General features: G+C 67.5%; 22 protein-coding genes. 8 read left to right on the forward strand and 14 right to left on the reverse strand.

Annotated elements, in window-relative coordinates; genetic code table 11:
- Window positions 1–45 precede the first annotated feature (45 nt).
- Window positions 46–663, forward strand: coding sequence for a flavin reductase family protein (locus SOM18_RS13495; protein ID WP_031439120.1), 618 nt, complete (start codon window positions 46–48; stop codon window positions 661–663).
- Window positions 664–733: 70 nt separating this feature from the next.
- Here the strand turns inward: SOM18_RS13495 and SOM18_RS13500 are convergent, their stop codons facing one another.
- From SOM18_RS13500 to SOM18_RS13515, 4 genes are all read right to left on the reverse strand, one after another.
- The gene (locus SOM18_RS13500; RefSeq protein ID WP_037530331.1) at window positions 734–1,492 is read right to left on the reverse strand and encodes a sulfite exporter TauE/SafE family protein; all 759 of its coding nucleotides are present in this window, start codon (window positions 1,490–1,492) and stop codon (window positions 734–736) included.
- Window positions 1,485–2,675, reverse strand: a complete 1,191-nt coding sequence (rlmN, locus tag SOM18_RS13505) for a 23S rRNA (adenine(2503)-C(2))-methyltransferase RlmN (protein WP_042466312.1) — start codon at window positions 2,673–2,675, stop codon at window positions 1,485–1,487. Before rlmN ends, SOM18_RS13500 begins: the two co-directional genes overlap by 8 nt.
- 221 nt (window positions 2,676–2,896) lie before the next feature.
- Window positions 2,897–3,370: an invasion associated locus B family protein gene (locus SOM18_RS13510; RefSeq protein WP_031439123.1), complete on the reverse strand. Its 474-nt coding sequence runs from the start codon at window positions 3,368–3,370 to the stop codon at window positions 2,897–2,899.
- On the reverse strand, window positions 3,367–4,050 hold the full coding sequence (locus SOM18_RS13515; protein ID WP_042466314.1) for a histidine phosphatase family protein: 684 nt from the start codon (window positions 4,048–4,050) through the stop codon (window positions 3,367–3,369). The genes SOM18_RS13510 and SOM18_RS13515 overlap by 4 nt, the downstream gene beginning before the upstream one ends.
- A 139-nt stretch (window positions 4,051–4,189) precedes the next feature.
- Here SOM18_RS13515 and SOM18_RS13520 point away from each other — a divergent pair, with 139 nt between their 5' ends.
- From SOM18_RS13520 to gyrB, 6 genes are all read left to right on the forward strand, one after another.
- On the forward strand, window positions 4,190–4,843 hold the full coding sequence (locus tag SOM18_RS13520) for an outer membrane protein (protein WP_031439125.1): 654 nt from the start codon (window positions 4,190–4,192) through the stop codon (window positions 4,841–4,843).
- Window positions 4,844–4,975: 132 nt separating this feature from the next.
- A complete protein-coding gene (gene dnaN / locus SOM18_RS13525) occupies window positions 4,976–6,094 on the forward strand; it encodes a DNA polymerase III subunit beta (RefSeq protein ID WP_031439126.1) in 1,119 nt (372 codons plus the stop codon).
- A gap of 110 nt (window positions 6,095–6,204) precedes the next feature.
- The gene (locus SOM18_RS13530) at window positions 6,205–6,999 is read left to right on the forward strand and encodes a Coq4 family protein (protein WP_031439127.1); all 795 of its coding nucleotides are present in this window, start codon (window positions 6,205–6,207) and stop codon (window positions 6,997–6,999) included.
- 125 nt (window positions 7,000–7,124) lie between these two features.
- Window positions 7,125–8,249: a DNA replication/repair protein RecF gene (gene recF / locus SOM18_RS13535; RefSeq protein ID WP_320481817.1), complete on the forward strand. Its 1,125-nt coding sequence runs from the start codon at window positions 7,125–7,127 to the stop codon at window positions 8,247–8,249.
- Window positions 8,250–8,345: 96 nt separating this feature from the next.
- Window positions 8,346–9,140 (forward strand): OmpA family protein, encoded by a 795-nt coding sequence (locus tag SOM18_RS13540; RefSeq protein ID WP_414712118.1) that lies wholly within the window; start codon window positions 8,346–8,348, stop codon window positions 9,138–9,140.
- A 263-nt stretch (window positions 9,141–9,403) separates the two neighbouring features.
- On the forward strand, window positions 9,404–11,935 hold the full coding sequence (gene gyrB / locus SOM18_RS13545; RefSeq protein ID WP_031440465.1) for a DNA topoisomerase (ATP-hydrolyzing) subunit B: 2,532 nt from the start codon (window positions 9,404–9,406) through the stop codon (window positions 11,933–11,935).
- A gap of 53 nt (window positions 11,936–11,988) precedes the next feature.
- On the opposite strand, the gene SOM18_RS13550 is transcribed toward gyrB, so the two are convergent.
- The 5 genes from SOM18_RS13550 to SOM18_RS13570 all read right to left on the reverse strand — a co-directional run bounded on the left by SOM18_RS13550 (window position 11,989) and on the right by SOM18_RS13570 (window position 17,208).
- Window positions 11,989–13,050: a LuxR C-terminal-related transcriptional regulator gene (locus SOM18_RS13550; protein WP_031440466.1), complete on the reverse strand. Its 1,062-nt coding sequence runs from the start codon at window positions 13,048–13,050 to the stop codon at window positions 11,989–11,991.
- Window positions 13,051–13,164: 114 nt separating this feature from the next.
- A complete protein-coding gene (locus SOM18_RS13555) occupies window positions 13,165–13,623 on the reverse strand; it encodes a spore coat U domain-containing protein (protein ID WP_320481819.1) in 459 nt (152 codons plus the stop codon).
- Complete coding sequence (locus tag SOM18_RS13560; RefSeq protein WP_160172630.1) at window positions 13,611–15,914, reverse strand: fimbria/pilus outer membrane usher protein; 2,304 nt, start codon at window positions 15,912–15,914, stop codon at window positions 13,611–13,613. The genes SOM18_RS13555 and SOM18_RS13560 overlap by 13 nt, the downstream gene beginning before the upstream one ends.
- Window positions 15,915–15,924: 10 nt before the next feature.
- Window positions 15,925–16,665: a fimbrial biogenesis chaperone gene (locus tag SOM18_RS13565; protein ID WP_320481820.1), complete on the reverse strand. Its 741-nt coding sequence runs from the start codon at window positions 16,663–16,665 to the stop codon at window positions 15,925–15,927.
- A 21-nt stretch (window positions 16,666–16,686) separates the two neighbouring features.
- Window positions 16,687–17,208: a Csu type fimbrial protein gene (locus SOM18_RS13570; protein WP_320481821.1), complete on the reverse strand. Its 522-nt coding sequence runs from the start codon at window positions 17,206–17,208 to the stop codon at window positions 16,687–16,689.
- 495 nt (window positions 17,209–17,703) lie between these two features.
- On the opposite strand from SOM18_RS13570, the gene msrB reads away from it, so the two are divergent.
- On the forward strand, window positions 17,704–18,156 hold the full coding sequence (gene msrB, locus SOM18_RS13575; RefSeq protein WP_031440471.1) for a peptide-methionine (R)-S-oxide reductase MsrB: 453 nt from the start codon (window positions 17,704–17,706) through the stop codon (window positions 18,154–18,156).
- A gap of 40 nt (window positions 18,157–18,196) precedes the next feature.
- Here the strand turns inward: msrB and SOM18_RS13580 are convergent, their stop codons facing one another.
- From SOM18_RS13580 to SOM18_RS13600, 5 genes are all read right to left on the reverse strand, one after another.
- Complete coding sequence (locus SOM18_RS13580; RefSeq protein WP_031440472.1) at window positions 18,197–18,622, reverse strand: organic hydroperoxide resistance protein; 426 nt, start codon at window positions 18,620–18,622, stop codon at window positions 18,197–18,199.
- 111 nt (window positions 18,623–18,733) lie between these two features.
- Window positions 18,734–19,765 (reverse strand): sensor histidine kinase, encoded by a 1,032-nt coding sequence (locus tag SOM18_RS13585; protein ID WP_320481822.1) that lies wholly within the window; start codon window positions 19,763–19,765, stop codon window positions 18,734–18,736.
- The gene (locus SOM18_RS13590; RefSeq protein ID WP_031394819.1) at window positions 19,766–20,209 is read right to left on the reverse strand and encodes a response regulator; all 444 of its coding nucleotides are present in this window, start codon (window positions 20,207–20,209) and stop codon (window positions 19,766–19,768) included.
- Entirely contained in the window at window positions 20,206–21,714 is a 1,509-nt protein-coding gene (locus tag SOM18_RS13595; protein WP_056673510.1) for a sensor histidine kinase, read from the reverse strand. Before SOM18_RS13595 ends, SOM18_RS13590 begins: the two co-directional genes overlap by 4 nt.
- A gap of 185 nt (window positions 21,715–21,899) precedes the next feature.
- Complete coding sequence (locus tag SOM18_RS13600; protein ID WP_031394821.1) at window positions 21,900–22,142, reverse strand: hypothetical protein; 243 nt, start codon at window positions 22,140–22,142, stop codon at window positions 21,900–21,902.
- Window positions 22,143–22,301 lie beyond the last annotated feature (159 nt).

Below are 22,301 nucleotides of genomic sequence, written 5' to 3' on the forward strand. Positions count from 1 at the left end.
CCTTCGCTTTAGGCGACAAGCTCCGACCATAGCAGGGATACGCGTATGACCGAATGGCATTCTTACGAACCGGCGAGCGGCCATCGCCTGCCGCACGATCCGCTCAACGCGATCGTCGCGCCGCGTCCGATCGGCTGGGTTAGCACGCTGTCCGCGGACGGCGTGCCCAATCTTGCGCCCTACAGCTTCTTCAACCTGTTCAACTACACACCGCCGCTGATCGGCTTCTCGTCAATGGGGTGGAAGGACAGCGTCGCCAACATCGCCGCGACGGGCGAGTTCGTCTGGAACCTCGTCAGTCGCGATCTGGGCGAGGCGATGAACGCGACCGCGGCCAATGTCGCGGCGGACGTCGACGAATTCGCACTCGCCGGGCTCGAGACGCTCGCCTCGCTGCACGTGAAGCCGCCGCGCGTCGCCGCGAGCCGCGCGCAGTTCGAATGCAAGGTGACGCAGATCGTCCGGCTGGAAACCAAGGAGGGGCGCGAACTCGACCAGTGGCTGGTGCTCGGCGAGGCGGTCGCGATCCATATCGACCCGGCGATGCTCGACGACGGCGTGTACCAGACCGCGCGCGGCGAACCGATCCTGCGCGGCGGCGGTCCTGCGGATTATTTCGCGATCACCGAGGAGTCGCTCTTCAAGATGCGTCGGCCGGGGTAAGCCGCACAAACCGGTTACCCGTGAAGTCGGGTGCCCAGGCTGGGTCCCCGCCTTCGCGGGGAAACAATTCTCAGCCGTACGCTCGCCAGAAGAACACGATCGTCGTCGCGATCGTCACCAGCAGTGTCCACACGCGGATGACCTTGGCGGGCAACACCAGCCCGAGCTTCGCGCCGAAATGCCCGCCGACGATCCCGCCGAGCAGCATCGGTATGCACAGCGCCCAATAGACCATGCCGGTGGCGATGAAGATGATCGTTGCCGCGAGATTGGCGACCGCGAGCATCAGCGTGCGTGGTGCGGCAAGCATGGCGGGCGTTGCGCCCGACAACAGCCCCCAGGCGGCGGTCAGCATCAGCCCGACCCCGCCGCCGAAATAGCCGCCATAGACGCCCAGCATCGCCTGCACCGCGACCAGCGATTTCGGCCCGATCTCGACCCGCGACCGCAGCCAGAGCGACGCCTGCGTGCCGAACGCGATCGCCAGCGTCGCGAACAGCAGCAGCCACGGCACGATTAGGTCGAACGCGCGCGCCGAGGTCGCGACCAGCAACAGGCTGCCGACGAGCCCGCCGACGAAGGTGATTCCCGCCATCGTCCGCATGCCGACGCCCGACACCGGCTCCAGCCCGTGCCGATAGGTCCACGCGCTCGCCATCGCGCCGGGCTGGAGCGAGACATTGCTCGTCGCATTGGCGAAGGTCGACGGCACGCCCAGCCCGATCAGCGCGGGCATCGTCGCAAAACTGCCGCCACCCGCCAGCGCGTTCATCGCGCCGCCCAGCAACCCCGCACCCGCCGCCAGTGCCACCACACCCAAATCAGGCAAGCGCGGCTTCGCGATCGAGTTGCGCGCGGCTCTTCTTCTCCGACGCGGTCTTCAGCTGGCCGCACGCGGCATCGATGTCGCGACCGCGCGGGGTGCGCACCGGCGCCGAAATGCCCGCCCCGAACACGATGCTCGAGAACGACTTGATCCGCTCGGGCGTCGAGCATTCATAGGCCGCGCCCGGCCATGGGTTGAACGGAATCAAATTCACCTTGGCGGGGAGCTCGTATTTGCGCAGCAGCCGGACGAGTTCGTGCGCGTCGGCGTCCGAATCATTCTTGTCCTTCAACATCACATACTCGAACGTGATCCGGCGCGCATTGTTGGTGCCGGGATAGTCCGCGCACGCCTGGAGCAATTCCTCGATGCCGTACTTCCGGTTGAGCGGCACGATCTCGTCGCGCACCTCCTTGGTCACCGCGTGCAGCGACACGGCGAGGTTCACGCCGATCTCAGCACCCGCGCGCGCCATCATCGGCACCACGCCACTGGTCGACAGCGTGATCCGGCGCCGCGACAGCGCGAGCCCCGCACCGTCCATCACCAGCTTCAGCGCATCGCGGACATTCTCGAAATTATACAGCGGCTCGCCCATCCCCATCATCACGATGTTGGTGAGCATCCGCCCCTCGGGCTGGCTCGGCCATTCGCCCAACGAATCGCGCGCAAGCATCACCTGGCCGACGATCTCGGCGGGCGTCAGGTTGCGCACCAGCCGCATCGTGCCGGTGTGGCAGAAGGTGCAGTTGAGCGTGCAGCCGACCTGGCTCGACACGCACAAGGTGCCGCGATCCGCGTCGGGGATGAACACCATCTCGTAATCCTGCGCGTCGTCCGATCGCAGCAGCCATTTGCGCGTGCCGTCGGTCGACACCTGCGCCTCGACCACGTTCGGCCGGCTGATGACGAAGCGCTGCTCGAGCCACGGGTGCATCGTCTTCGAGATGTCGGTCATCGCCGAAAACTCGGTCGCGCCGCGATTGTAGATCCAGTGCCACAGCTGCTTGGCGCGCAACTTGGCCTGTTTTTCCTCGAGCTGCGACGTCTCCAGCGCCATCCGCAGATCGGCGAGCGACAGCCCGAGCAGGTCGATACGCCCGTCGCTGCGCGGCACGAAGCTGCGGGGAACGGGCACGGGATCGATGTGCCCGGGGATGGGCATGAGGTTCGCGGCGGTCTGCATGGCCGGGCGCATAGCGGAATTTTGACGATTTTTCTACAGGGTGAGTGGAGCGAAGCGTTGCCGCCATGAACACCACGCGTAGCCCCACACGATAACACCTCCCCGGCGAAGGCCGGGGCCCAGTTGGGGGACGGAGGTAATAATGGTCGGCCCGTCGTTACGACCACCTTTCCACCTGGGCCCCGGCCTCCGCCGGGGAGGCGCAGAGGTTGGGCGCGCTCTTACCCCCCGCGACACGCCAGCACCGCGGCATCGATCGCCGTCGCCGCGCCCGACAGCGCATAGACATCCGCGAACGGCCGCCCGCCGACGCCGACCGCCTCGACGCTCATGCTCCGCCCCGATCGCAGCGCGGCGACGATCGCGCGGTCGCTAGGGGCATCGCTCGCCCATGCGTCCAGCCCGTTCGCGACCAGCGCGAACCGGCGTTCGCCGACCGTCAGCGTCACCCCGGCGGAGCGATCGCGCTCGCGGCTCAGGCGGATGTACAGCGAGGCGCGCAGGCCGCGCTTCGGCCAGGTCGCGATGGTCGCGAAACCCGTCGTGCGCCCACCCGCCATCACCGGCCGCGCGATCGCGTAGCAGCGCGGCGGCGCCGCGTCGCGGAACGCGCCCCATCCCCGGTAGATGCCGATCGTGTCGCGCGCCGTCGCCGGTGTCGCGACCGCGAAGGCCAGCAGCACCGCCAGCTTCACGCGGGGGCGAAGCCGGTGCCGCGGTGCGGAACGGTCGCGCGGCCCTGCTCGACCAATGTCACCGACCCCTGCGGCAACCCGGGCGCAACCGCGGCGCCGAGCACCGGATCGACCGGCGCACCCGTCATCGCGCCCAGCATCACCCGGCTCGAAATCCCGTGCATGATCACGAGCCGGTCGCCCGGATCCTGCGCGGTGTCCGCGAGCCAGCCGCCGACCCGTGCGGCGATCTGCGGATAGGTCTCGCCATCGGGCGCGGGCTTCAGCGTGCCGCCGGGCATCATCACCGGCCCGACCTCGTCGACGACATCGGCATAATAGCGGCCCCCCCACGACCCCATGTCGATCTCGACCAGCCGCGGGTCGGTGCGCGCATCGTGCCAGTCGAGCTCGAGATGCTCGCAGATCACCGCCAGCGTCTGCAGCGCACGCCCGGTCGGCGACGCCCACAGGGTCAGCGCAGGCCTGGCCCCGAGCAGATCCCGCAGCGCACGGCCGAGCTCGTCGGCCTGCGCGAATCCGGCGCGCGTCAGCGGCGTGTGCGCGGCATCGCCCTGCAATCGGTGCGCGGCGTTGAACACGGTTTCGCCGTGCCGTGCGACGAAATCCCGGCCGAGCCTGACGGGCGGTTGGCCGGTTGGACCGAGGTCCGCTGCACGTTGCCGAGGGCTTGGAATCATGGCCCGCATTTCAACCCCCTGTTGCGCAAAAGCAACGGATTTCCGTGTTTATCTGGGGTTCATGCAACGCCTGTCGGATTGGTCCATTGGAGCCATCCACCCCGCGTTCGGGGGTGACGAAGATCAATGGAGTATCCCAATGCGTAAGCTTATCGCCGCATCGCTGTTCGCGACCACCGCCGTTGCCGCCCCCGCGCTGGCACAGACCAACCCGACCTTCACCGGCCCGCGCGTCGAGGCCACGCTCGGCTACGACCACACTGGCGCCGGCAGCAGCGTGTCCAACAACAACGGGCGCGACGACCAGAAGATCGACGGCCTGCTGTACGGCGGCGGCATCGGCTACGACATCGCGACTTCGAGCAACATCGTGCTCGGCGCCGAGGCCGAACTGACCGGTTCGACCGCGAAGAGCGACCGCAACGACTATACCAGCGACTTCGGCTTCGGTCGCGTCAAGCAGGGCCGCGACATCTATGTCGGTGGCCGCGTCGGCTATGTCGTCGCGCCGACGACCATGATCTACGCGAAGGGCGGCTACACCAACGCCAAGCTGAACGTGCTCGCGGGCGACACCAACCAGACCACCGACACCGACTTCAACCTCGACGGCTGGCGGATCGGCGCGGGTGCCGAGCATGCGGTCGGCCCGAACAGCTATGCCAAGCTCGAATATCGCTATTCGAACTATGAGCGCAGCAACATCGACTATGCGACCGGCGGCACCAGCGGCCGATTCGACGTCGACACCGATCGTCATCAGGTCGTTGCCAGCTATGGCTTCCGCTTCTGATTGCGGTTTAACGCGACGTTTACCGTGATCAAAGAAGGGTCGGGGCGCTTGCTCCGACCCTTTATTGTTGGGTAAGCCATCTGCGGATTGCCCCCAGCCCCGAATCCGGCTGTGGAGGCCGGGGGAATTTTGATGAAGGCGACGATCGAACGCGCAACGCTCCTCAAGGGGCTGAGCCATGTCCAGTCCGTGGTGGAACGGCGCAACACCATCCCCATCCTGTCGAACGTGCTGATCGAGGCGACTGCCGAGGGTACGCTGAAGCTGATGGCGACCGATCTGGATCTGCAGATCAACGAATCGATTGCAGCCGCCGTCGATCAGCCGGGCGCGACCACCGTGTCCGCGCACACGCTGTTCGACATCGCGCGCAAACTGCCCGAGGGCAGCCAGGTCCAGCTCGCCGCCTCGGAAGGCCGGATGAGCATCATCGCGGGCCGCGCGCGCTTCTCGCTCGGCACGCTGCCGCGCGACGATTTCCCGGTGATCGCGGAAGGCGAACTGCCGACCCAGTTCGAACTGCCCGCCGAGACATTGAAGCAGATCATCGACAAGACGCGCTTCGCGATCTCGACCGAAGAGACGCGCTATTATCTCAACGGCATCTTCCTCCACGTCGCGGACGGCGACAGCGCGAACCCGGTGCTGAAGGCCGCCGCGACCGACGGCCACCGCCTCGCGCGCATCACGCTGCCGCGGCCCGAGGGCGCCGAATCGATGCCCGACGTGATCGTGCCGCGCAAATGCATCGCCGAGCTCCGGAAGCTGCTCGACGAGGTCGACGGCTCGGTCGGCGTGTCGCTGTCGCCGACCAAGATCCGCTTCGACCTTGGGCAGGCGATCCTGACCTCGAAGTTGATCGACGGCACCTTCCCCGATTACAGTCGCGTGATCCCGACCGGCAACGACAAGATCCTCAAGATCGACCCCAAGAGCTTCATGGAAGGCGTTGACCGCGTGTCGACGATCGCCACCGAGAAGACCCGCGCCGTGAAGATGGCGCTCGACCGCGACAAGATCACGCTGTCGGTGACCTCGCCCGAAAACGGCACCGCTGCGGAGGAAGTCCCCGGCGATTATGTCGCGCTCCCGTTCGAGATCGGCTTCAACAGCCGCTATCTGATGGACATCCTCGCGCAGATCGACGGCGACATGGTCGAGGTCCACCTCGCCGACGCCGCCGCGCCCACGCTGATCCGCGAAAACGACAAGTCGCCCGCGCTCTACGTGCTGATGCCGATGCGCGTCTGACCGGCGGACGCTGGCGATCGCGTGAAAGGCCATCCTGCGGGGTGGCCTTTTTCGTTTGAAGGCTCGAGCGGATCTGATACTGACATTGCTGTTAGTAAGGAGTCGACTCGATGGCGAAGCTTCCTCCCTTTCCTGGTACGACCGGTCGTCGCGACTGGCGGACCGCGATGGATGCGATCCGGAAGCTCCTCGCCAATGGCGACGACACGACCCAGGTGTTCCGGATCATGCGCGCGCTGAACGTCGGCAACGCGCCGATGAACTATGCGCGGCTGATTGCAACCGAGCGGGGCGGGCGGATCGCCTATGAGCAGGTCGAGCTCGCACGGCGCTTCTCCGATCCGGCGTTCGTCGCGAGCTTTGGGCCCGGCACGGTCGGCGCGGCCTATCGCCTTTTCCTCGAGACGACGGGCTATTCGGCGGACGGGCTGGTCGAGGTGTCGCGGCTGGTGCCGAGCGAGGACGATCTGGCGCATCCCTATGCGTGGTTCGGCCGGCGGGTGCGCGACACGCATGACATCTGGCACGTGCTGACCGGCTACAAAGCGGACGAGAGTCTCGGTGAGGCGGCGCTCGTCGCGTTCAGCTATGCGCAGGTCGGCGGGCTCGGCTGGGCGCTGATCGGGTCGGCTGCGGCGCTCAAGAGCCTCCGCGTCACCGGCAATGGCTTGTTCGCCAAGGCGGTCTGGGAAGGCTATCGCAACGGCCGCAAGGCACACTGGATTTCGGGCGAGGATTATCTGACCCTGCTGCACGAGCCGCTCGATGCGGCACGCGCGCGGCTCGGGATCGCGACGCCGGTCGCCTATCTGCACGCGCAGCGCGAACTCGGTCCCGTGCTCGCCTCCTATCTGAGCGCGCAGAAGGCGGGGGCGGGCACCGGGCCCGAGCGGATCGCCGCCTGACGCGAAGGCTGACAGCGCACCGGGTCTGTCGCGGGTGGTCCTGACCAGACCGATCGCCGACTTCGCTCAGGGCGAACGGAAAAGGGCGATGCACTCGGCTGCAAAACTCCTTTAAGGCCGGTGCGATGCTGTCGCGCCTCGTCCTCACCGATTTCCGCAATCATGCCGACCTGACGCTCCAGCCGGGGGCGGGGTTCGTGGTGCTGACCGGCGCGAACGGCGCGGGCAAGACCAATATCCTTGAGGCGGTCTCGCTGCTCGCCCCCGGCCGGGGGCTGCGCCGGGCGGCGCTCGGCGAGATGGCGCGGCAGGGCGGTGCGGGCGGTTTCGGCGTCGCAGCAACGCTCTGCCCCTCCGCGCGAGGTGAGACGTCCGTAGCTGGGGACGAACGTGACCAATATGCCGACGCTGGTAGCCACATCGGCGATGTCGATATCGCGACCGGCGCGCTGACTTCGGCGCCTGAGCGCCGCATCGTCCGCGTCCAGGGTGCGACCACCACCGCCAATACGCTCGCCGAATGGCTGACGGTGTTGTGGCTCACCCCCGCGATGGACCGGCTGTTCGTCGCCCCCGCGGGCGAACGCCGCGGCTTTCTCGACCGGCTGACGCTCGCGCTCGCGCCCGGTCATGCGCATCATGCCGCGCGCTACGAGGCGGCGATGCGCGCGCGCAACCGGCTGCTCGGCGACGAAGGCCGTCCCGATGGCGACTGGCTGTCCGCGCTCGAGGCGCAGATGGCCGACCATGGCGACGCGCTCGACGCCGCGCGCCGCGAGACGGTCGACCTGCTCGGCGCGCGGCTGGCGGGCGAGACGGACGGCGCATTTCCGCGTGCGGGCCTCGCGCTCGACGGCTGGGCCGGCGATGCCGCGCCACTCGCGGTCGCGCTTGCCCAGGGTCGCGCGCGCGATGCCGCTGCCGGGCGGACCCTGGTCGGGCCGCACCGTGTCGACCTGATCGTCACGCACCACGACAAGGCGCGCGCCGCGTCGCTCGCCTCGACCGGCGAGCAGAAGGCGCTGCTGCTCGGGATCGTCCTGGCGCATGCCGAGCTGGTCGCCGAGCGGACCGGGCAGCCCCCGGTCCTGCTGCTCGACGAGGTCGCCGCGCATCTCGATCCGGCGCGGCGTGCGGCGCTGTTCGATCGGCTGGCGGGGCGCGGGCAGGTGTGGATGACCGGCACCGAGGATGCGCTGTTCGATGCGATCGACGCGCAGGCGACGCGGATCGCGGTCGGGCCTGGCTGAACGCGCGCTGTCGACTCCCGTCACGGGGCATTCAAGCAGGCGCGGGCACATCCCGGTCTATCGCGCCCCGGTCCATAGCGGGGGCGACGGAGAGACATGATGAAGACGACTATCGCACGCGCCGCATTCGGGCTGGTCATGATCGCGGCAACCACCGCACCGGCATTCGCGCAGGCGCGCTATGACATGAGCAACCCGCCCTGGTCGCGCCCCGGTTACCGGCTGGCGGGCGCGGGCGTGCCGATCCTGTTTCCCGAACTCCGCAATACCGCGCGGGGCCGTGCGTTCGTGATGCCCAATTTCGACGCGAACGGCGATGGCCGGATCAACCGGCAGGAAGCCGACGACGCCAACCGCGAATTCGCCCGCATCGCCGGGCCGCGTCGCGACCGGTTCGACTGGGCCGCCTATGGCCGCGACCCGGGAGGCTATCGCGGCGACCGCGGCGGCGGCACCACTGTGGTCGAGACTAGCACGACGTGGGACCGCGGCGCGATGCGCAACTACGGTTTCCGCCAGACGCCACGCGGCGCGACGCTGACCCTGCAGGAGGACGTGCTGTTCCGCACCGACAGCGCGGTGCTGCGCCCCGGGGCGATCGAGAAGCTGCGCCCGCTCGCGCGCTATCTGCGCGGCAATCCGGGCGTCCGCGTCGCGATCGACGGATTCACCGATTCGCGCGGGTCCGATGCGCATAACCAGGACCTGTCCGAGCGCCGCGCGGCGAGCGTCCGCCAGGCATTCGACGACATGGACGTCGTCCGCGCACGCTTCAGCGTCGTCGGCCACGGCGAACGCCAGCCGGTCGCGACGAACGGGACCGCCGCCGGCATGCGCCTCAACCGCCGGGTCGAAGTCACCCTGCTCGGCCAGCGCGTCGACCACTTCTGAGCGCAAGCTCCCTCTCCCCCGGGGCGAGAGGGAAGGGCCAGGCTCCTCCCCGGCGAAGGCCGGGGCCCAGGTGGGGGACGTCTCTGACGGAAGGGGTCGCTGCGTTACGACCACCTTTCCAACTGGGCCCCGGCCTCCGCCGGGGAGGCGACGTGTTTGGAGCGAGGCTAGAGCCGAACGCTGTCCTACGCCTCACGACCCGACCCCCGGCACTACAGGCCATTTCGCTTCCGTTTCGGGCGTGCGATGCCTATATGCTGGGCATGGCATCCAACCCTGAATCCAACAATCCCAACCTGCCCAACCAGGGCGACTATGGCGCAGACTCGATCAAGGTCCTCAAGGGCCTCGACGCGGTCCGCAAGCGCCCCGGCATGTATATCGGCGACACCGACGACGGGTCGGGCCTCCACCACATGGTGTTCGAGGTCAGCGACAACGCGATCGACGAGGCGCTTGCCGGGCATTGCGACCGGATCGACATCGTCCTGAACGCCGACGGTTCGGTCAGCGTCACCGACAATGGCCGCGGCATCCCGACCGGCATCCATACCGAGGAAGGCGTGTCCGCAGCCGAGGTCATCATGACCCAGCTCCACGCCGGCGGTAAGTTCGAGAACACCAGTGACGAGAACGCCTATAAGGTCTCGGGTGGCCTGCACGGCGTCGGCGTCTCGGTCGTCAACGCGCTCAGCGAATGGCTTGACCTGACGATCTGGCGCGACGGCAAGGAGCATTACATGCGCTTCGCGTTCGGCGACGCGGTGCTCCCGCTGAAGATCGTCGGCGACGCGGCCGAGGGCCAGAAGGGCACGCGCGTCACCTTCTTCCCGTCGCCCGCCACCTTCAAGATCACCGATTTCGACTTCGACAAGCTCGAACATCGCTACCGCGAACTCGCCTTCCTTAATTCGGGCGTGCGCCTGTTCCTGACCGACGCACGGCATGAGGAACTGAAGACCGTCGAGCTCTATTACGAAGGCGGGATCGCCGCGTTCGTGAAGTATCTCGATCGCGCCAAGCTGCCGCTGATGCCCGAGCCGGTCGCGATTTCGGGCACGCGCGACGACGTCACGATGGACGTCGCGCTCCAGTGGAACGATTCCTATTACGAGAACGTCCTCGCCTTCACGAACAACATCCCGCAGCGCGACGGCGGCACGCACATGGCCGCGTTCCGCGCCGCGCTGACGCGCACGCTCAACAACTATGCCGAGAAGTCGGGCCTGTTGAAGAAGGAAAAGGTCCAGCTCACCGGCGAGGACATGCGCGAGGGTCTGACCGCGATCGTCTCGGTCAAGCTGCCCGATCCGAAGTTCAGCAGCCAGACCAAGGACAAGCTCGTCTCGTCCGAAGTCCGCCAGCCCTTGGAAAGCCTGATGGCCGACAAGATGGCCGAATGGCTCGAGGAGAACCCCGCGCACGGCAAGGCGATCGTCGCCAAGATCATCGACGCCGCCGCCGCGCGCGAAGCCGCCAAACGCGCGCGCGAACTGACGCGCCGCAAGGGCGTGATGGACATCGCCTCGCTGCCCGGCAAGCTCGCCGACTGCCAGGAGCGCGATCCCGCCAAGTCCGAGCTGTTCCTGGTCGAGGGTGACTCGGCCGGCGGTTCGGCCAAGCAGGGCCGCGATCGCCATTTCCAGGCGATCCTCCCGTTGCGCGGCAAGATCCTGAACACCGAGCGCGCGCGCGAGGATCGCATGTTGTCGAGCCGCGAGATCGGCACGCTCATCACCGCGATGGGCACCGGCATCCGCGACGACTTCAACGCGGACAAGCTGCGCTACCACAAGATCGTGATCATGACCGACGCAGACGTCGATGGCGCGCACATCCGCACGCTGTTGCTGACGCTGTTCTACCGTCACATGCCCAAGATCATCGAGGGCGGCTATCTCTACATCGCGCAGCCGCCGCTCTACAAGGCGACCAAGGGCCGGTCCGAGATGTACCTGAAGGACGATGCCGCGCTCGACGAATATCTGGTCGATGCGGGCGTCGGGTCGATGGTCCTCGAAGGGCCCGGCGGCGCCCGCTCGGGTCGCGACCTAAAGGATCTGGTCGATCACGCGCGGCGGATGCGCACGCTGATGCGCTACGTCCCCAAGCGCTATGACGCGGGCATGATCGAGGCGCTGGCGCTGGGCGGCGTGTTCGATCCCGAGGCGTCGGTCGCGGACCGCACGTCGCGGCTCGAGATCGTCACGCGGCGGCTCGAACTCGACGACGGCGATGCGCGCTGGACCGCCGAGCTGACGCAGGATGGCGGCATCCATTTCCAGCGCGCGTGGCGCGGGGTGACCGATCACCACATCATCGAGGCGAGCTTCCTCGTCTCGGCCGAGGCGCGCAAGCTGCACGCTTTGTCGGCCGAGCAGTCGGACAGCTATGCGCGCACCTCGAACCTCGTCCCCGCGAGCAAGGCAGCGCACGCCGACGAGCCCGAGGCGGAAGACGCCGCAGAGACCGGTGCCGGCGTGATCGGGTCCGCCACCGCGGTCGCGACGCGCGGCTCGACGCAGGTGTCGCGCCCGAGCCATCTGCTCGACGCGATCCTCGCCGCGGGCCGCAAGGGCCTCGCGATCCAGCGCTACAAGGGGCTGGGCGAGATGAACGCGGAACAGCTGTGGGAAACCACGCTCGATCCGTCGGTCCGCTCGATGCTGCGCGTCACCGCGGTCAATGCCGAGAGCGCGAACGAGATCTTCACGCAGCTGATGGGCGAAGTCGTCGAACCGCGGCGCGAGTTCATCCAGGACAACGCGCTCAACGTCGCCAATCTCGACGTCTAGGGCGCGTTTCGCTTCCGCGGACCGACGCGCAGGGATCGTCCGATCCGGGTGCGTCAGTCCGGTTTGGCAAGGCGTGGCGCGTCGGTTTTGCGGATGATCGCGCCGAAATGCGTCTGGCCGTCCTCGCGCCACATCGACAGCGACAGGGTGACGGCCAGTTTCGACCCGCCGCGGTGCGTCGCCTCGAGGGTGACGGTCGTCCCGACCAGATGCGCAGCGCCGCGGGCCGCGAGTTGCTGAAGGCTCAGGGCGTTACCTCGTTCTCGCGGATCGATGATGGCGATCGTCTGACCCAGCGCCTGGTCGGTGCTGAAACCGAACAGCGTCTCACATGCCGCGTTCCAGACGATGATCCGGCCGTCATGATCCGCACATAGAATGCCATCGGGAGAGGTCGCGGCGAAATTGTCGAAGCGGGACCGGCCCGGGTCGGGCAGCTGTGGCACGTGGTTCGTCAGCGGCGACCCCTCACGCAGGCTGCGCGCGAGTTCGGGCGTGTCGAGCCAGCGTTCGCGGGGCGCAAGCCCGCCATCGACCGCGACATAGACCATCTCCGCCACGCTGCTGACGTTCAGCTTGCGCAGCGCCTGTGCGCGGTGCCCCTCGACCGTGCGCGGGCTGATCGCCATCGCCTGCGCGATCGCCTTGTTGGTCTGGCCGACGATCATCGCGCGCACGACATTGCGCTCGCGCTCGGTCAGCAGGTCGAGACGCGCGCGCGCCGCGCCGCGCTGCAGCGTCCAGTTCACCAGCGTCGCGACCCGTTCGAACGCGCGGTCCAGCGCGGCCGCCAGCGTTTCGGGCTCGAGCGGCATGTCGAGCACCTCGGTCGCGCCCAGTTTCATCGCCTCGACGGTGACCGTCGCATCGGTCCGCGCCGTGATCGCGATCGCCGGCCAGCGGATGTCGCGTTGTGCCAGCGCGGAGAGCAGCCCCAGGCCGTGCGCCGGCGGCGTCCGCAGCTCGATCAGGATCGGCGCAGGCTTGAGCGTGGGCAATTGCTCGAGGAACAGGTCGGCATGGGCAAAGGGCCAGACCGTGATGCCCGACGGCTTCAGACAGGCCTGCAGATGCCGCCGCGTGCCGCTGTCGTCGTCGATGACGTATAGGATCATGGCTGCTCCGGTCGGTGGCGGTGCCAGGGGCCCGAGGATGGTGCCGCGGCCGGGACGATGAAATTCGGCGTTACACGGTAAAGTCCAAGAGTTCGAGGGGGCTGTCGCGCGCGTTCAATAGGTGATGCTGACCCAGAGGATGTCGCTGTAGGATCCCGGCTTCAGCTGCGTCTGGCGGGCCGGTGCGCGCGCATAGACGGGAATCGCGGTGCTGGTCGCGACCGCGGTGCTGCTGACGGTGCTGCTGCCATTGGTGCCGTCACCCCAGACTCGGGAGTGCGCAGGATCCATATAGAGATTGTAGAGCAGCGCCTGGGCGCCGCCGGTCATGGTGCGCGCGCCATAGTCGCCATTGCCCGGGCCGATCGCGATGACGACGCTGGTTTCGACGTCGCAGCTGATCGCGATGCTGGTGACGGCATCCTGTGGCGCCGATGCGAACGGATCATAGTGGCCCAGACTCAGTTGCTGCGGACTGACGCTGCAACTGGCTGCCGCTGCCGGTGCCGCGGTCGCGAGTAGCGCGAAGACAAACGCGGCGGCGATCGCGCTGCGACCGATCATGAGGTGCATGTGAAGGTTCCGAGATCGGGTTGGGTCTGTCCGGCGGGGACGAAGTCGAAGGCGAAAGCGCACCCGCCGCCGGCAAAGGTGGCGGACACGCGATTGCGCGTGGCCAGCCCGGTCAGATAGGCGTCGCCGCCGGGCGCCAGCAGAAAGGCTTCGCCCGCGCCGTTCAGGTGAAGCACGGTGCCGGCGGGAAGCGGGTTGCCGTCCGCACCGACCACCCGGAGCCGCGCATCGCTTGCCGCGCGTGCGCCGAACCGTACCGCGACGCCGCTGCGATCATAGGGCCGCACCGTACGCTTGGTCTCGTCGATGATCGCGTCGAGCGGCAGGTCCTCGGCCTCGATCCGGATATGATTGTCCTGAAACGGCAGCAGCCGCGGGATGACCAGCACGCCCGCCGCGTTCGTGCGGCCGACCAGCTGGTTGTCCGAATAGACGCGGACATTGGCGTAGGGGCCGACGCGCACGGTCCCGAAGCTCTGCTCGATCCGACGCGCGGCGAACACCGCGCCATCGACCGTCGCGACCGATCCGACCAGCTGCAGCCGCCCGCCCGACGCACCGTTCAGCCGGGTCACCTGCGCATCGATACGGCCGATGCCGCTCTGGGCATTGACCTCTGCATCAAGCCGCTCGATCGCCCCGGTTTCCGCCTGCAGCCGGTATCCGACGCCGTCTCCATAAGGGAGGTTGCGTTGCAGCGTCGTCGTCGCGCCGAGCTCGCCGTCGCGCAGCTGCACGCCGGCGGTGGCGCTGGTCCGCTGGCCGAACGGGACGGTGAGGCGGAACTGCACCGTCGTGTCACGCGCGCCGGCAAAGCTCCGGCTCGCATTGAGGCTGAGCGCGCCGATCCGGCGGAGCCGCATCGACGCATTGGCATTGCCCGACAGGATATCGCCCCGCTGGTCACGGCTGCGGCGCCACAGGAGAGAAGCTGTGACCGACCCATAGGGCGTGGGCGTGCCGATAAAGCCGGTCACCGTGCTGCGCGCGCGCCGATAGGCGGTCGAATCGCCGACCGTCGCATAGTCCGCGGTGGTGATCTCGCCATTGCCGCCCAGCGACAGGCCGCGCGTCTGGCGTTCGAACCCGATTCCGAACAGGCCGCCGCCGCCCCGGTCCGAATGGCTGCCCGCGGCCGAGAGCGAGAAGATCCCGACCGCGGGCCACAAGGCGCTGACCTGCATGCTGGTCGCCTGCATCCTGCGGGTGGTTTCGCCATGCGCCTCGACCGTCAGCCGCTCGGTCACACCATAGCGATGCGTCGCCGACAGGATCGGCGTGCCATAGTCGAAGCTCGCCCGCGTGAAATTGCGCCGCAACACGCCGATCTCGTACGAGAAATCATGCAGGCCCCGGCGCAGGATCTGCGGCGCGGCATAATAGGATTGCGTCACCCGCGTCTCGCGACCCAGCGCATCGCGCACCACCAGCTGGATATCGCCGCTGCCATTGACCACCGGGACGTCGGTCAGCGCGAACGGTCCGGACGCGACGCTCTGGCGGTTCTGGAGGATGTTGTTGACATAAAGGTCGACGACCGAGGGGACGGCGGCGCTGCCGTTCAGCGTCGGCAGCGCCATCGTCAGATAGCCCGGCTGCGTCGCGAAATTGGTCGCGAGCTGAAGGCCCGCGAACCGCAGCGCACCGGTCCCGGTGCTGCCGCGAGTCACGCCGTCACCGATCCGCAGCGATCGCAGCCGCGCCGGGTCGTCGATCGTCCAGTTGGTATCCAGCCTGACGAGGCTGCGTCGCCCGTCGCCACTGTTCCCCGTGCCGGCGATGAAGCCCGTCCCCATCGTCCCCGCGCCGCTGAACGCGCCCAGCTCGAACAGGCCGTCGAGCGAGGACGCGCCGGACGCGGTCTGTGCGGACAGGTCGTAATTGAGGAAGCCGCCGATCCCGCTGCGCGTCATCGGCCCGTCGGTCCGGCCCGACAGCAGCGCGCTCGACGGCATGAACAATGCCGCCGGCGCGGTGATCGACAATGTCTGCGTCGCATCGTCGAGGCCGGCGACAAGCCCTTCCGCCGTGTCGAGCCGAAGATAGGTCTCGCCCTCGAACAGCCGCGTATCGTCCTCTTTCAGCACCAGCCGCCACGCGCGTGCCGCGTCTCCGGTGACGTACAGCGCGTCCGCATCGTACAGCACCCAGACCGGATCGGGCTGATCGATGCCGTTGATCCGGATCGCGAGCAACGCCAGACGCAGGTCCGCCGGCGCCGCAGCCTGCCCCGCCGCCGGGATGGGCGCGGGGTCGGCTGCGATGCCGGGCGAACCCGCGGCCAGAAGCACGATTGCCAGACTAGCGCGCGGCCAGATTCGCCGTGACTTCGTGCTCGCCATCGGCGGTGCGGATCGCGAGCGTCAGCGGCGTCCCGTTCGGGAGTTCGGGATGCTTGCCGATCTCCCATTGGCGCATGCTCTGCGGCAGGACGACGCCCATCGCGTTGCTCAGCACGGTCGATGTGCCGCCCGTCCCCATCCCCGTCCCCGCCCGATGTGCGATGCCGGTGACCTGCGCGATCGCGCCGCCGGTGTTGCGCGCTTCGAGGACGATATTCCCGGCCGGGCGCCGCCAGGCGGTCCAGGCGACGGCGGCCTTGGCGGCCGGATCGGCGACGATATAGAGCGGCAGGTTCAGCTTGACCGCGATGCGCACGCCGTTCGCCGTCGCCGGCCCGGGGATCTCCTGCAGCATCACGCGATAGGCGGCATTGGGCATGCGGTGCCGCACGCCGATGCGGACGAGTTGCGGTGCCCGCGTCGCAGCGGTGAAGATGGGTGGCGACGCGATCAGGTCGTCGGTCGGCGTATAGACGTCCTTGCCGTCGACCTGGGTCCAGCGAAAGGCGGACACCCGGATCGATACCGGTACATCCTCGCCATTGGTGATGGTCAGCGATCCGATCGGGCGGTTGGCGGGCAGGGTGAGCGTGACCGGGCTGACGCGGAAGTTGCTCGCGACCGCATCGCCGGGCAGGGCGATGGCGGCGGCCATGCAAAGACCGGCCGCCGTGAGGCGACCGGTCTGCAAGAGGCTCATAAAGCGCATTGCTTGAAGAGCTTAGTAGTTAACCGTGACCTGGACGACATCCGCATAGGTTCCTGCTGGTATGCCCGTCTGGCCAGCCGGGATGCTGCCGGCCAGCACGATCGGCACAATGGCGCCGGTGCCGGTGCCGGTGATCGGCAAGGTGCCGCCCGTGCCATCACCCCATGGGCTGGTCGTGGTGTTGTCATTGTACAGGACGTAGTTCAGCGGCTGGCCGCCCCCGGCGGTCGAGGTCATCCCGCGCAAGGCTATTGTTGCGCCGGTGCCGGTGCCGATATCTGCCGTTGCGGTCCATCCTGTGTCCATCGTGCACATGACGTTCAGACCACCGGTGCCCGCATGCGCGGCGCCATCGGTCACATCGGCGCCGCCGAACTGCAGCGCGGTCGAGGTGACCACGCAGCTCTCGGTGACTTCGGCGTTGGCGGCGATCGTCGTGCCGGTGGTCTGCGCCGATGCCGGAAGGCCGACGAAAGCGGTCAGGCCGAGCGCGGACGCCAGCGCGAATTGGACGCGCATGTTGTTGATAGCCATTGGTAATTCCCAGGACTGGGCGCAGCAGGACATACCTTGCGCCACTCATGTCGAGCCGTATCTGTCATCAAGAGGCTTCTTGAAAACATGCCGCCTCATCGATGCAGTTCTACGCCAATGGCATTGCGAAGACCTGAACAAATGTACAATATCTCCCACGTAGATCTACGTGGACATGCATGGTCTTGACTTGGGATGGTCGTCGATCATTGCCGTACATCATGACGAATCATGGTAAACGGAATGAGTTTCGATGGTTAATACTAGGTGAAAGACTGAATGCTGGCAAGGCGTGCAGTGCGCAGGGGCGTCACATGCCCCGGGATTGTGAAGATCGCGGCCCGGGCACCGGCTCATCGGGCTGGCTATCACTGTCGCGTGGCCATTCCTATAGCGCCAACGCCCCCTATATCCCGTCGGCACCCTGCTGACCGGACGCAGCTTTCGCGCATCCCGGCCGGCCAACCGACGCGGATCGCCGCGTGAGAGGACAGCATGACAGAGTATAAGAAGACCGACGCCGCGCTCGCCAAGCTGACGCCCGAGCAATATTACGTCACGCAGGAAAGCGGCACCGAGCGGCCAGGGACGGGATCCTATCTCAACACCCGCGAACCCGGGCTCTATGTCGACATCGTGTCGGGCGAACCGCTGTTCGCGTCGGCCGACAAATTCGACTCGCACTGCGGCTGGCCGAGCTTCACCAAGCCGATCACCCCCGCGCATGTCGCCGAGCTGCATGACCGCAGCCACGGCATGGTCCGCACCGAGGTCCGCTCGGCGGGCGCGGACAGCCATCTGGGGCATGTCTTCGAGGATGGGCCGCGCGACCGCGGCGGGCTGCGCTACTGCATCAACTCGGCCGCACTCCGCTTCGTCCCGCGCGACGCGATGGAAGCCGAGGGGTATGCGGACTATCTCGACCAGGTCGACGCCGCAGGCGCGTGACGGAACGGCCGGCCGCTCGCGCGGCCGGCCACCCCGTGGGTCAGGCGAGCGTCAGCCCGACATCGACATTGCCGCGCGTGGCGTTCGAATAGGGGCAGATCTGGTGCGCGGTATCGACCAGCTTCTGCGCCTGCTCGCGGTCGAGACCCGGCAGCGCGACGGTCAGATCGGTGGTGATGCCGAACCCGCCCGCATCGCGCGGACCGATGCCGACCTTGGCCGTCACCGACACATCGTCGGGCAGCTTCATCTTCAGCTGCTGTCCGGCGACCTTCAGCGCGCCGATGAAGCAGGCCGAATAGCCCGCCGCGAACAGCTGTTCCGGGTTGCTCCCGTCACCACCTGCGCCACCAAGCTCCTTGGGCGTCGACAGGGCCACCGCGAACCGGCCGTCCTCCGACCGTGCCTGACCGTCACGACCGCCGGTGGCGGTTGCCGTGGTGCTGTATTTCACATCGACCGACATGCTGAATCTCCTATCTGTTTATCGCGATAACTAAATAGGAGTGCGTGTCGGCGCTGTCCAGAGCCGCGCGCTCTGACCAGCATCGACAATCCTGCTCGTAACTGATGGAGGTCAGCGCACCTCGGCGCGGAGCGTCGCGCGAACGCCGCGATGCGCGCGGTCATATTCGACGATCGAATGCAAGCTCTGCGCCATCGCGCGGATCAGCTTGGTGCCGAGCCCCGTACCCCGCGGCGTGGCGTCGGCGGGCATGCCGCAGCCATCATCCTCGACCGCCAGTAGGAACTGGCCGTCATCGGTCTGCGACAGCGTCACGCGGACCTCGCCCGATCCCGCGGGATAGGCGTATTTGCAGGCATTGGTGACGAGTTCGGTGACGATCACGCCCAGCGACACCGCGCGGTCGGTCGCCAGCCGGATCGGTTCGGCGACCAGCCGCAATGCGCGTGGCAGCGCCTCGCTCGACCAGGTCTCCGCCAGTTCGTCGACCAGCGCGCCGAGATATTCGCGCATGTCGACGCTCTCGACATCGTTGCTCGTATACAGGCGGCGATGGACCTGCGCGATCGCCTGGATCCGCCGCTGCGTATCCTCGAGCGCCTCGCGCGCGGCCGGGTCGGTCAGCGCCCCCGCCTGCAGGCTGACCATCGCCGAGACCAGCTGCAGCGAATTGGCCACGCGGTGGTTCACCTCGCCGAGCAGCGCCTCGAGCCGTGCGTTGGTCGCGCGCAGATCGGCCTCGACGACGGCCTTGGCCTGTTGCAGCACCGACCGCGCGCCGACCTGTTCGAACGCCGCATCGAGCAGCTCGAAAAACTCCTCGCCGACGGTCTTCACGACATAGTCGGCCGCGCCCGCCTTCAGCGCGGCGACCGCGATCCGTCCCTCGTCTGACCCGGTGACATAGACGACGGGGGGCGCATCGGGCAGCGCGCGCAGCACGTTGAGCGTCTCGAGCCCGTCCATCCCGGGCATGTAATGGTCGACCGCGATCAGGTCATACGGTTCGGCGCGCACCATCGCGATGCCGTCCGCGCCCGACTCGGCCAGCGTCATATGGTACCCGCGACGCTCCATCGCGCGCCCAACCAGCCGCCGGATACCCGCATCGTCATCGATATAGAGAACGCGTTTGCCGGTCATTCAACTCTCGGCCGAGGGGACCTGGATCACCGACAGGAACAGGCCGAGCTGGCGGATCGCCTGGGCAAAGCTCTCATAATTCACCGGCTTGGTGATATAGACGTTGCAGCCGAGATCATAGCAGCGCTGGATCTCGACCTTGTCGTCGGTGGTCGTCAGCACAACGACGGGCGCGCGTCGCAACGGGCTGCCCTCCGCCTTGATCCGCGCGAGGATGTCGGTGCCGCTCATGTCGGGCAGGTTGAGGTCGAGCAGGATCAGCGCGGGGCCGCTCTTCGCCGGACCGTCGGCCGCATCGAACAGGAAGTCGAGCGCGGTCGTGCCATCGGTGAAATGGCGGATATCGTTGAGGATGCCCGCACGGCGGATGTTCTTCTCGATAAGGCGCGCATGGCCCTCGTCGTCCTCGATCATCACGATGCCGACGGATTTGTGATCGTTCATGCCACGGGATCCTGTAACCTGAGGTCGAAGGGGAGATTGAGCCGGAAGGTCGCGCCTTCGCCGAGCGTCGAGACCACGTCGATCGTCCCGCCCAGCCGATAGGCCAGCGCGCGGACATGCGCGAGGCCGATGCCCTCGCCGGGCTGGTCCTGCGGCCCGGCACGCCGGAACAGGTCGAAGACGCGCTGGTGATCGCCCGGCGCGATCCCGCGGCCATTGTCGATGACCGACAGGATCACGCGGTTGCGCTCGCGCGTGCCGGCAAGCCGGATCACGCCCGGCCGTCCGGGCTGGAGATATTTGGTCGCATTCTCGATCAGGTTCGACAGGATCTGTTCGAGCGCGAGCCGGTCGGTGACGAGTGCGGGCAGCGGGCGGTCGATCGTGACGGTCGCGCCGCGATCGTCGATCAGATGCTGGATCGACGCGACGATCGCGTCCCCGACGGCGGCCGGGTCGACCGGTTCGGGGGTGATCGACCGCCGCCCCTCGCGCGACAGCTTCAGGATCGCGTTGATCAGCCGGTCCATCTTCTGCGTCGAGGCGCGGATGAAGCCGATCGCCTCGGGCAGATCCTCCCGCGCGGCGATCCGCGCCTCGGGCGTGACGATCTCCGGGGCGATCGCCTCCGCACGGTCGATCAGTGCGGCCAGCGGCGCGGCGGCCTCGGCCAGCTCCGCGGTAAAGCCCATCACGTTGACGAGCGGCGAGCGCAGGTCGTGGCTGACGATATAGGCGAAACGCTGGATCTCGTCATTCGCCCGGCTGAGATCCGCGGTCCGTTCGACTACCTGATCCTCGAGCGTCTCGTTGAGCAGGTGCAACCGGTCGCGCGACGCACCGAGATCGGCGGTGTAGCGCCGGATCACCAGGATCGCGAGGATCGCCACGACGAGGAGGAGCAGCGCTGCGAGGCCCGCCACCGACAGGAACAGCATGTTCGACCGCTGCTGGCGGTCACTGCGGATCTCGAGCAGGCGAACTTCCTCGGCAGCCATCGCCCGCAGCCGGTAGCGGATGCTGCGCATCAGCGGGACGCTCGCATCGACCGCGAACCGGCGTTGCGCCTCGCCGATCCGGCCCGCGTCGACCAGCGCGATCGACTGGGTCCGCAGGCTGCGCAACTGGCCCACCCGCGGTTCGATCAGGTCGAGCCGCGCGGTCTGGCGTGGATTGTCGTGGGTCGAGGAGCGCAGCGCCGTCAGCGCCGGCGCGAGCCGTTGGGCCGTCGTCTCATAGGCCGTCGAGAACAGGGGCAGGCCGGTGAGAAGATAGCCGCGCCGCGCGGTTTCCGACTGCTCCATCTCGACCTGCAACGTGGCGATCGCCTGGCGGACGTCCTGCGTATGAAGAATATCGGCGGTGTAGCGCGCGTTACGCACCGTGATCCAGCCGATCGCGACCGCGGCAGCGGCCAGCGCGACGAAGCCGAGCGTCATGAACGCGACCAGCCAGCGGGCGATGCGCCCTTCCGACTGGGGAAGTTTCAAGCTGATACGCGCCATATGCGACCCGTCTAGGATACCGCCTATCGTTACGCCAGCGATACTGACGGACGGCGGCCGGAGAGGGTGGATACCGGCGGCTGCGCGACGGCGATTGCGAGGATCGGGGCGTCTGGCCGCGCCGGATGGGCATCGACACCGGCCCGCCAGGGTGGGGCCGGCGCCAGCGCCGACCCCGTTATGTCTTAGTTGCTGTCGGAGTTGTTGTCGTCGTCGATCGCGAGATACAGCGCGCCGCCCACGGCGACGGCAGCGACGGCGACGATGACCAGACCGGCACCGGCAACCTTGTTCTTCTTGGCAGTCGGCGATGCAGCGCGCACCGACTTGGCGACCGACAGCGACGCTGCGGAATTTGCAGCAGCATTTGCCGCGACGGGCATGGCCGAGACGGCAACGGCAGCAGCCGTGAGAAGGATCTTACGCATGAGAACAACTCCGTAACTTTATGAGAAGAGCGCACAGTATAGGCGTTTGTATTAAAAATGAAGCAACGTCTAAACCGATCGGGGGCAATTATCGGTCGCCGACCGTGACCCTAGGGCAACAGTTTTCGGGTGCTGGCCTTGCCAACGCGGCGGTCGCCA

Origin of the sequence: Sphingomonas sp. CFBP9019, assembly GCF_034045155.1 — a bacterium.
GTDB lineage: Bacteria > Pseudomonadota > Alphaproteobacteria > Sphingomonadales > Sphingomonadaceae > Sphingomonas > Sphingomonas aerolata.

Coding starts and splice junctions, on each gene's coding strand:
- SOM18_RS13495 (WP_031439120.1), top strand. CDS start 46: ATGACCGAATGGCATTCTTACGAACCGGCGAGCGGCCATCGCCTGCCG.
- rlmN (WP_042466312.1), bottom strand. CDS start 2,675: ATGCAGACCGCCGCGAACCTCATGCCCATCCCCGGGCACATCGATCCC.
- SOM18_RS13515 (WP_042466314.1), bottom strand. CDS start 4,050: ATGATTCCAAGCCCTCGGCAACGTGCAGCGGACCTCGGTCCAACCGGC.
- SOM18_RS13520 (WP_031439125.1), top strand. CDS start 4,190: ATGCGTAAGCTTATCGCCGCATCGCTGTTCGCGACCACCGCCGTTGCC.
- dnaN (WP_031439126.1), top strand. CDS start 4,976: ATGAAGGCGACGATCGAACGCGCAACGCTCCTCAAGGGGCTGAGCCAT.
- SOM18_RS13530 (WP_031439127.1), top strand. CDS start 6,205: ATGGCGAAGCTTCCTCCCTTTCCTGGTACGACCGGTCGTCGCGACTGG.
- recF (WP_320481817.1), top strand. CDS start 7,125: ATGCTGTCGCGCCTCGTCCTCACCGATTTCCGCAATCATGCCGACCTG.
- SOM18_RS13540 (WP_414712118.1), top strand. CDS start 8,346: ATGATGAAGACGACTATCGCACGCGCCGCATTCGGGCTGGTCATGATC.
- gyrB (WP_031440465.1), top strand. CDS start 9,404: ATGGCATCCAACCCTGAATCCAACAATCCCAACCTGCCCAACCAGGGC.
- SOM18_RS13550 (WP_031440466.1), bottom strand. CDS start 13,050: ATGATCCTATACGTCATCGACGACGACAGCGGCACGCGGCGGCATCTG.
- SOM18_RS13555 (WP_320481819.1), bottom strand. CDS start 13,623: ATGCACCTCATGATCGGTCGCAGCGCGATCGCCGCCGCGTTTGTCTTC.
- SOM18_RS13565 (WP_320481820.1), bottom strand. CDS start 16,665: ATGAGCCTCTTGCAGACCGGTCGCCTCACGGCGGCCGGTCTTTGCATG.
- SOM18_RS13570 (WP_320481821.1), bottom strand. CDS start 17,208: ATGGCTATCAACAACATGCGCGTCCAATTCGCGCTGGCGTCCGCGCTC.
- msrB (WP_031440471.1), top strand. CDS start 17,704: ATGACAGAGTATAAGAAGACCGACGCCGCGCTCGCCAAGCTGACGCCC.
- SOM18_RS13580 (WP_031440472.1), bottom strand. CDS start 18,622: ATGTCGGTCGATGTGAAATACAGCACCACGGCAACCGCCACCGGCGGT.
- SOM18_RS13585 (WP_320481822.1), bottom strand. CDS start 19,765: ATGACCGGCAAACGCGTTCTCTATATCGATGACGATGCGGGTATCCGG.
- SOM18_RS13590 (WP_031394819.1), bottom strand. CDS start 20,209: ATGAACGATCACAAATCCGTCGGCATCGTGATGATCGAGGACGACGAG.
- SOM18_RS13595 (WP_056673510.1), bottom strand. CDS start 21,714: ATGGCGCGTATCAGCTTGAAACTTCCCCAGTCGGAAGGGCGCATCGCC.
- SOM18_RS13600 (WP_031394821.1), bottom strand. CDS start 22,142: ATGCGTAAGATCCTTCTCACGGCTGCTGCCGTTGCCGTCTCGGCCATG.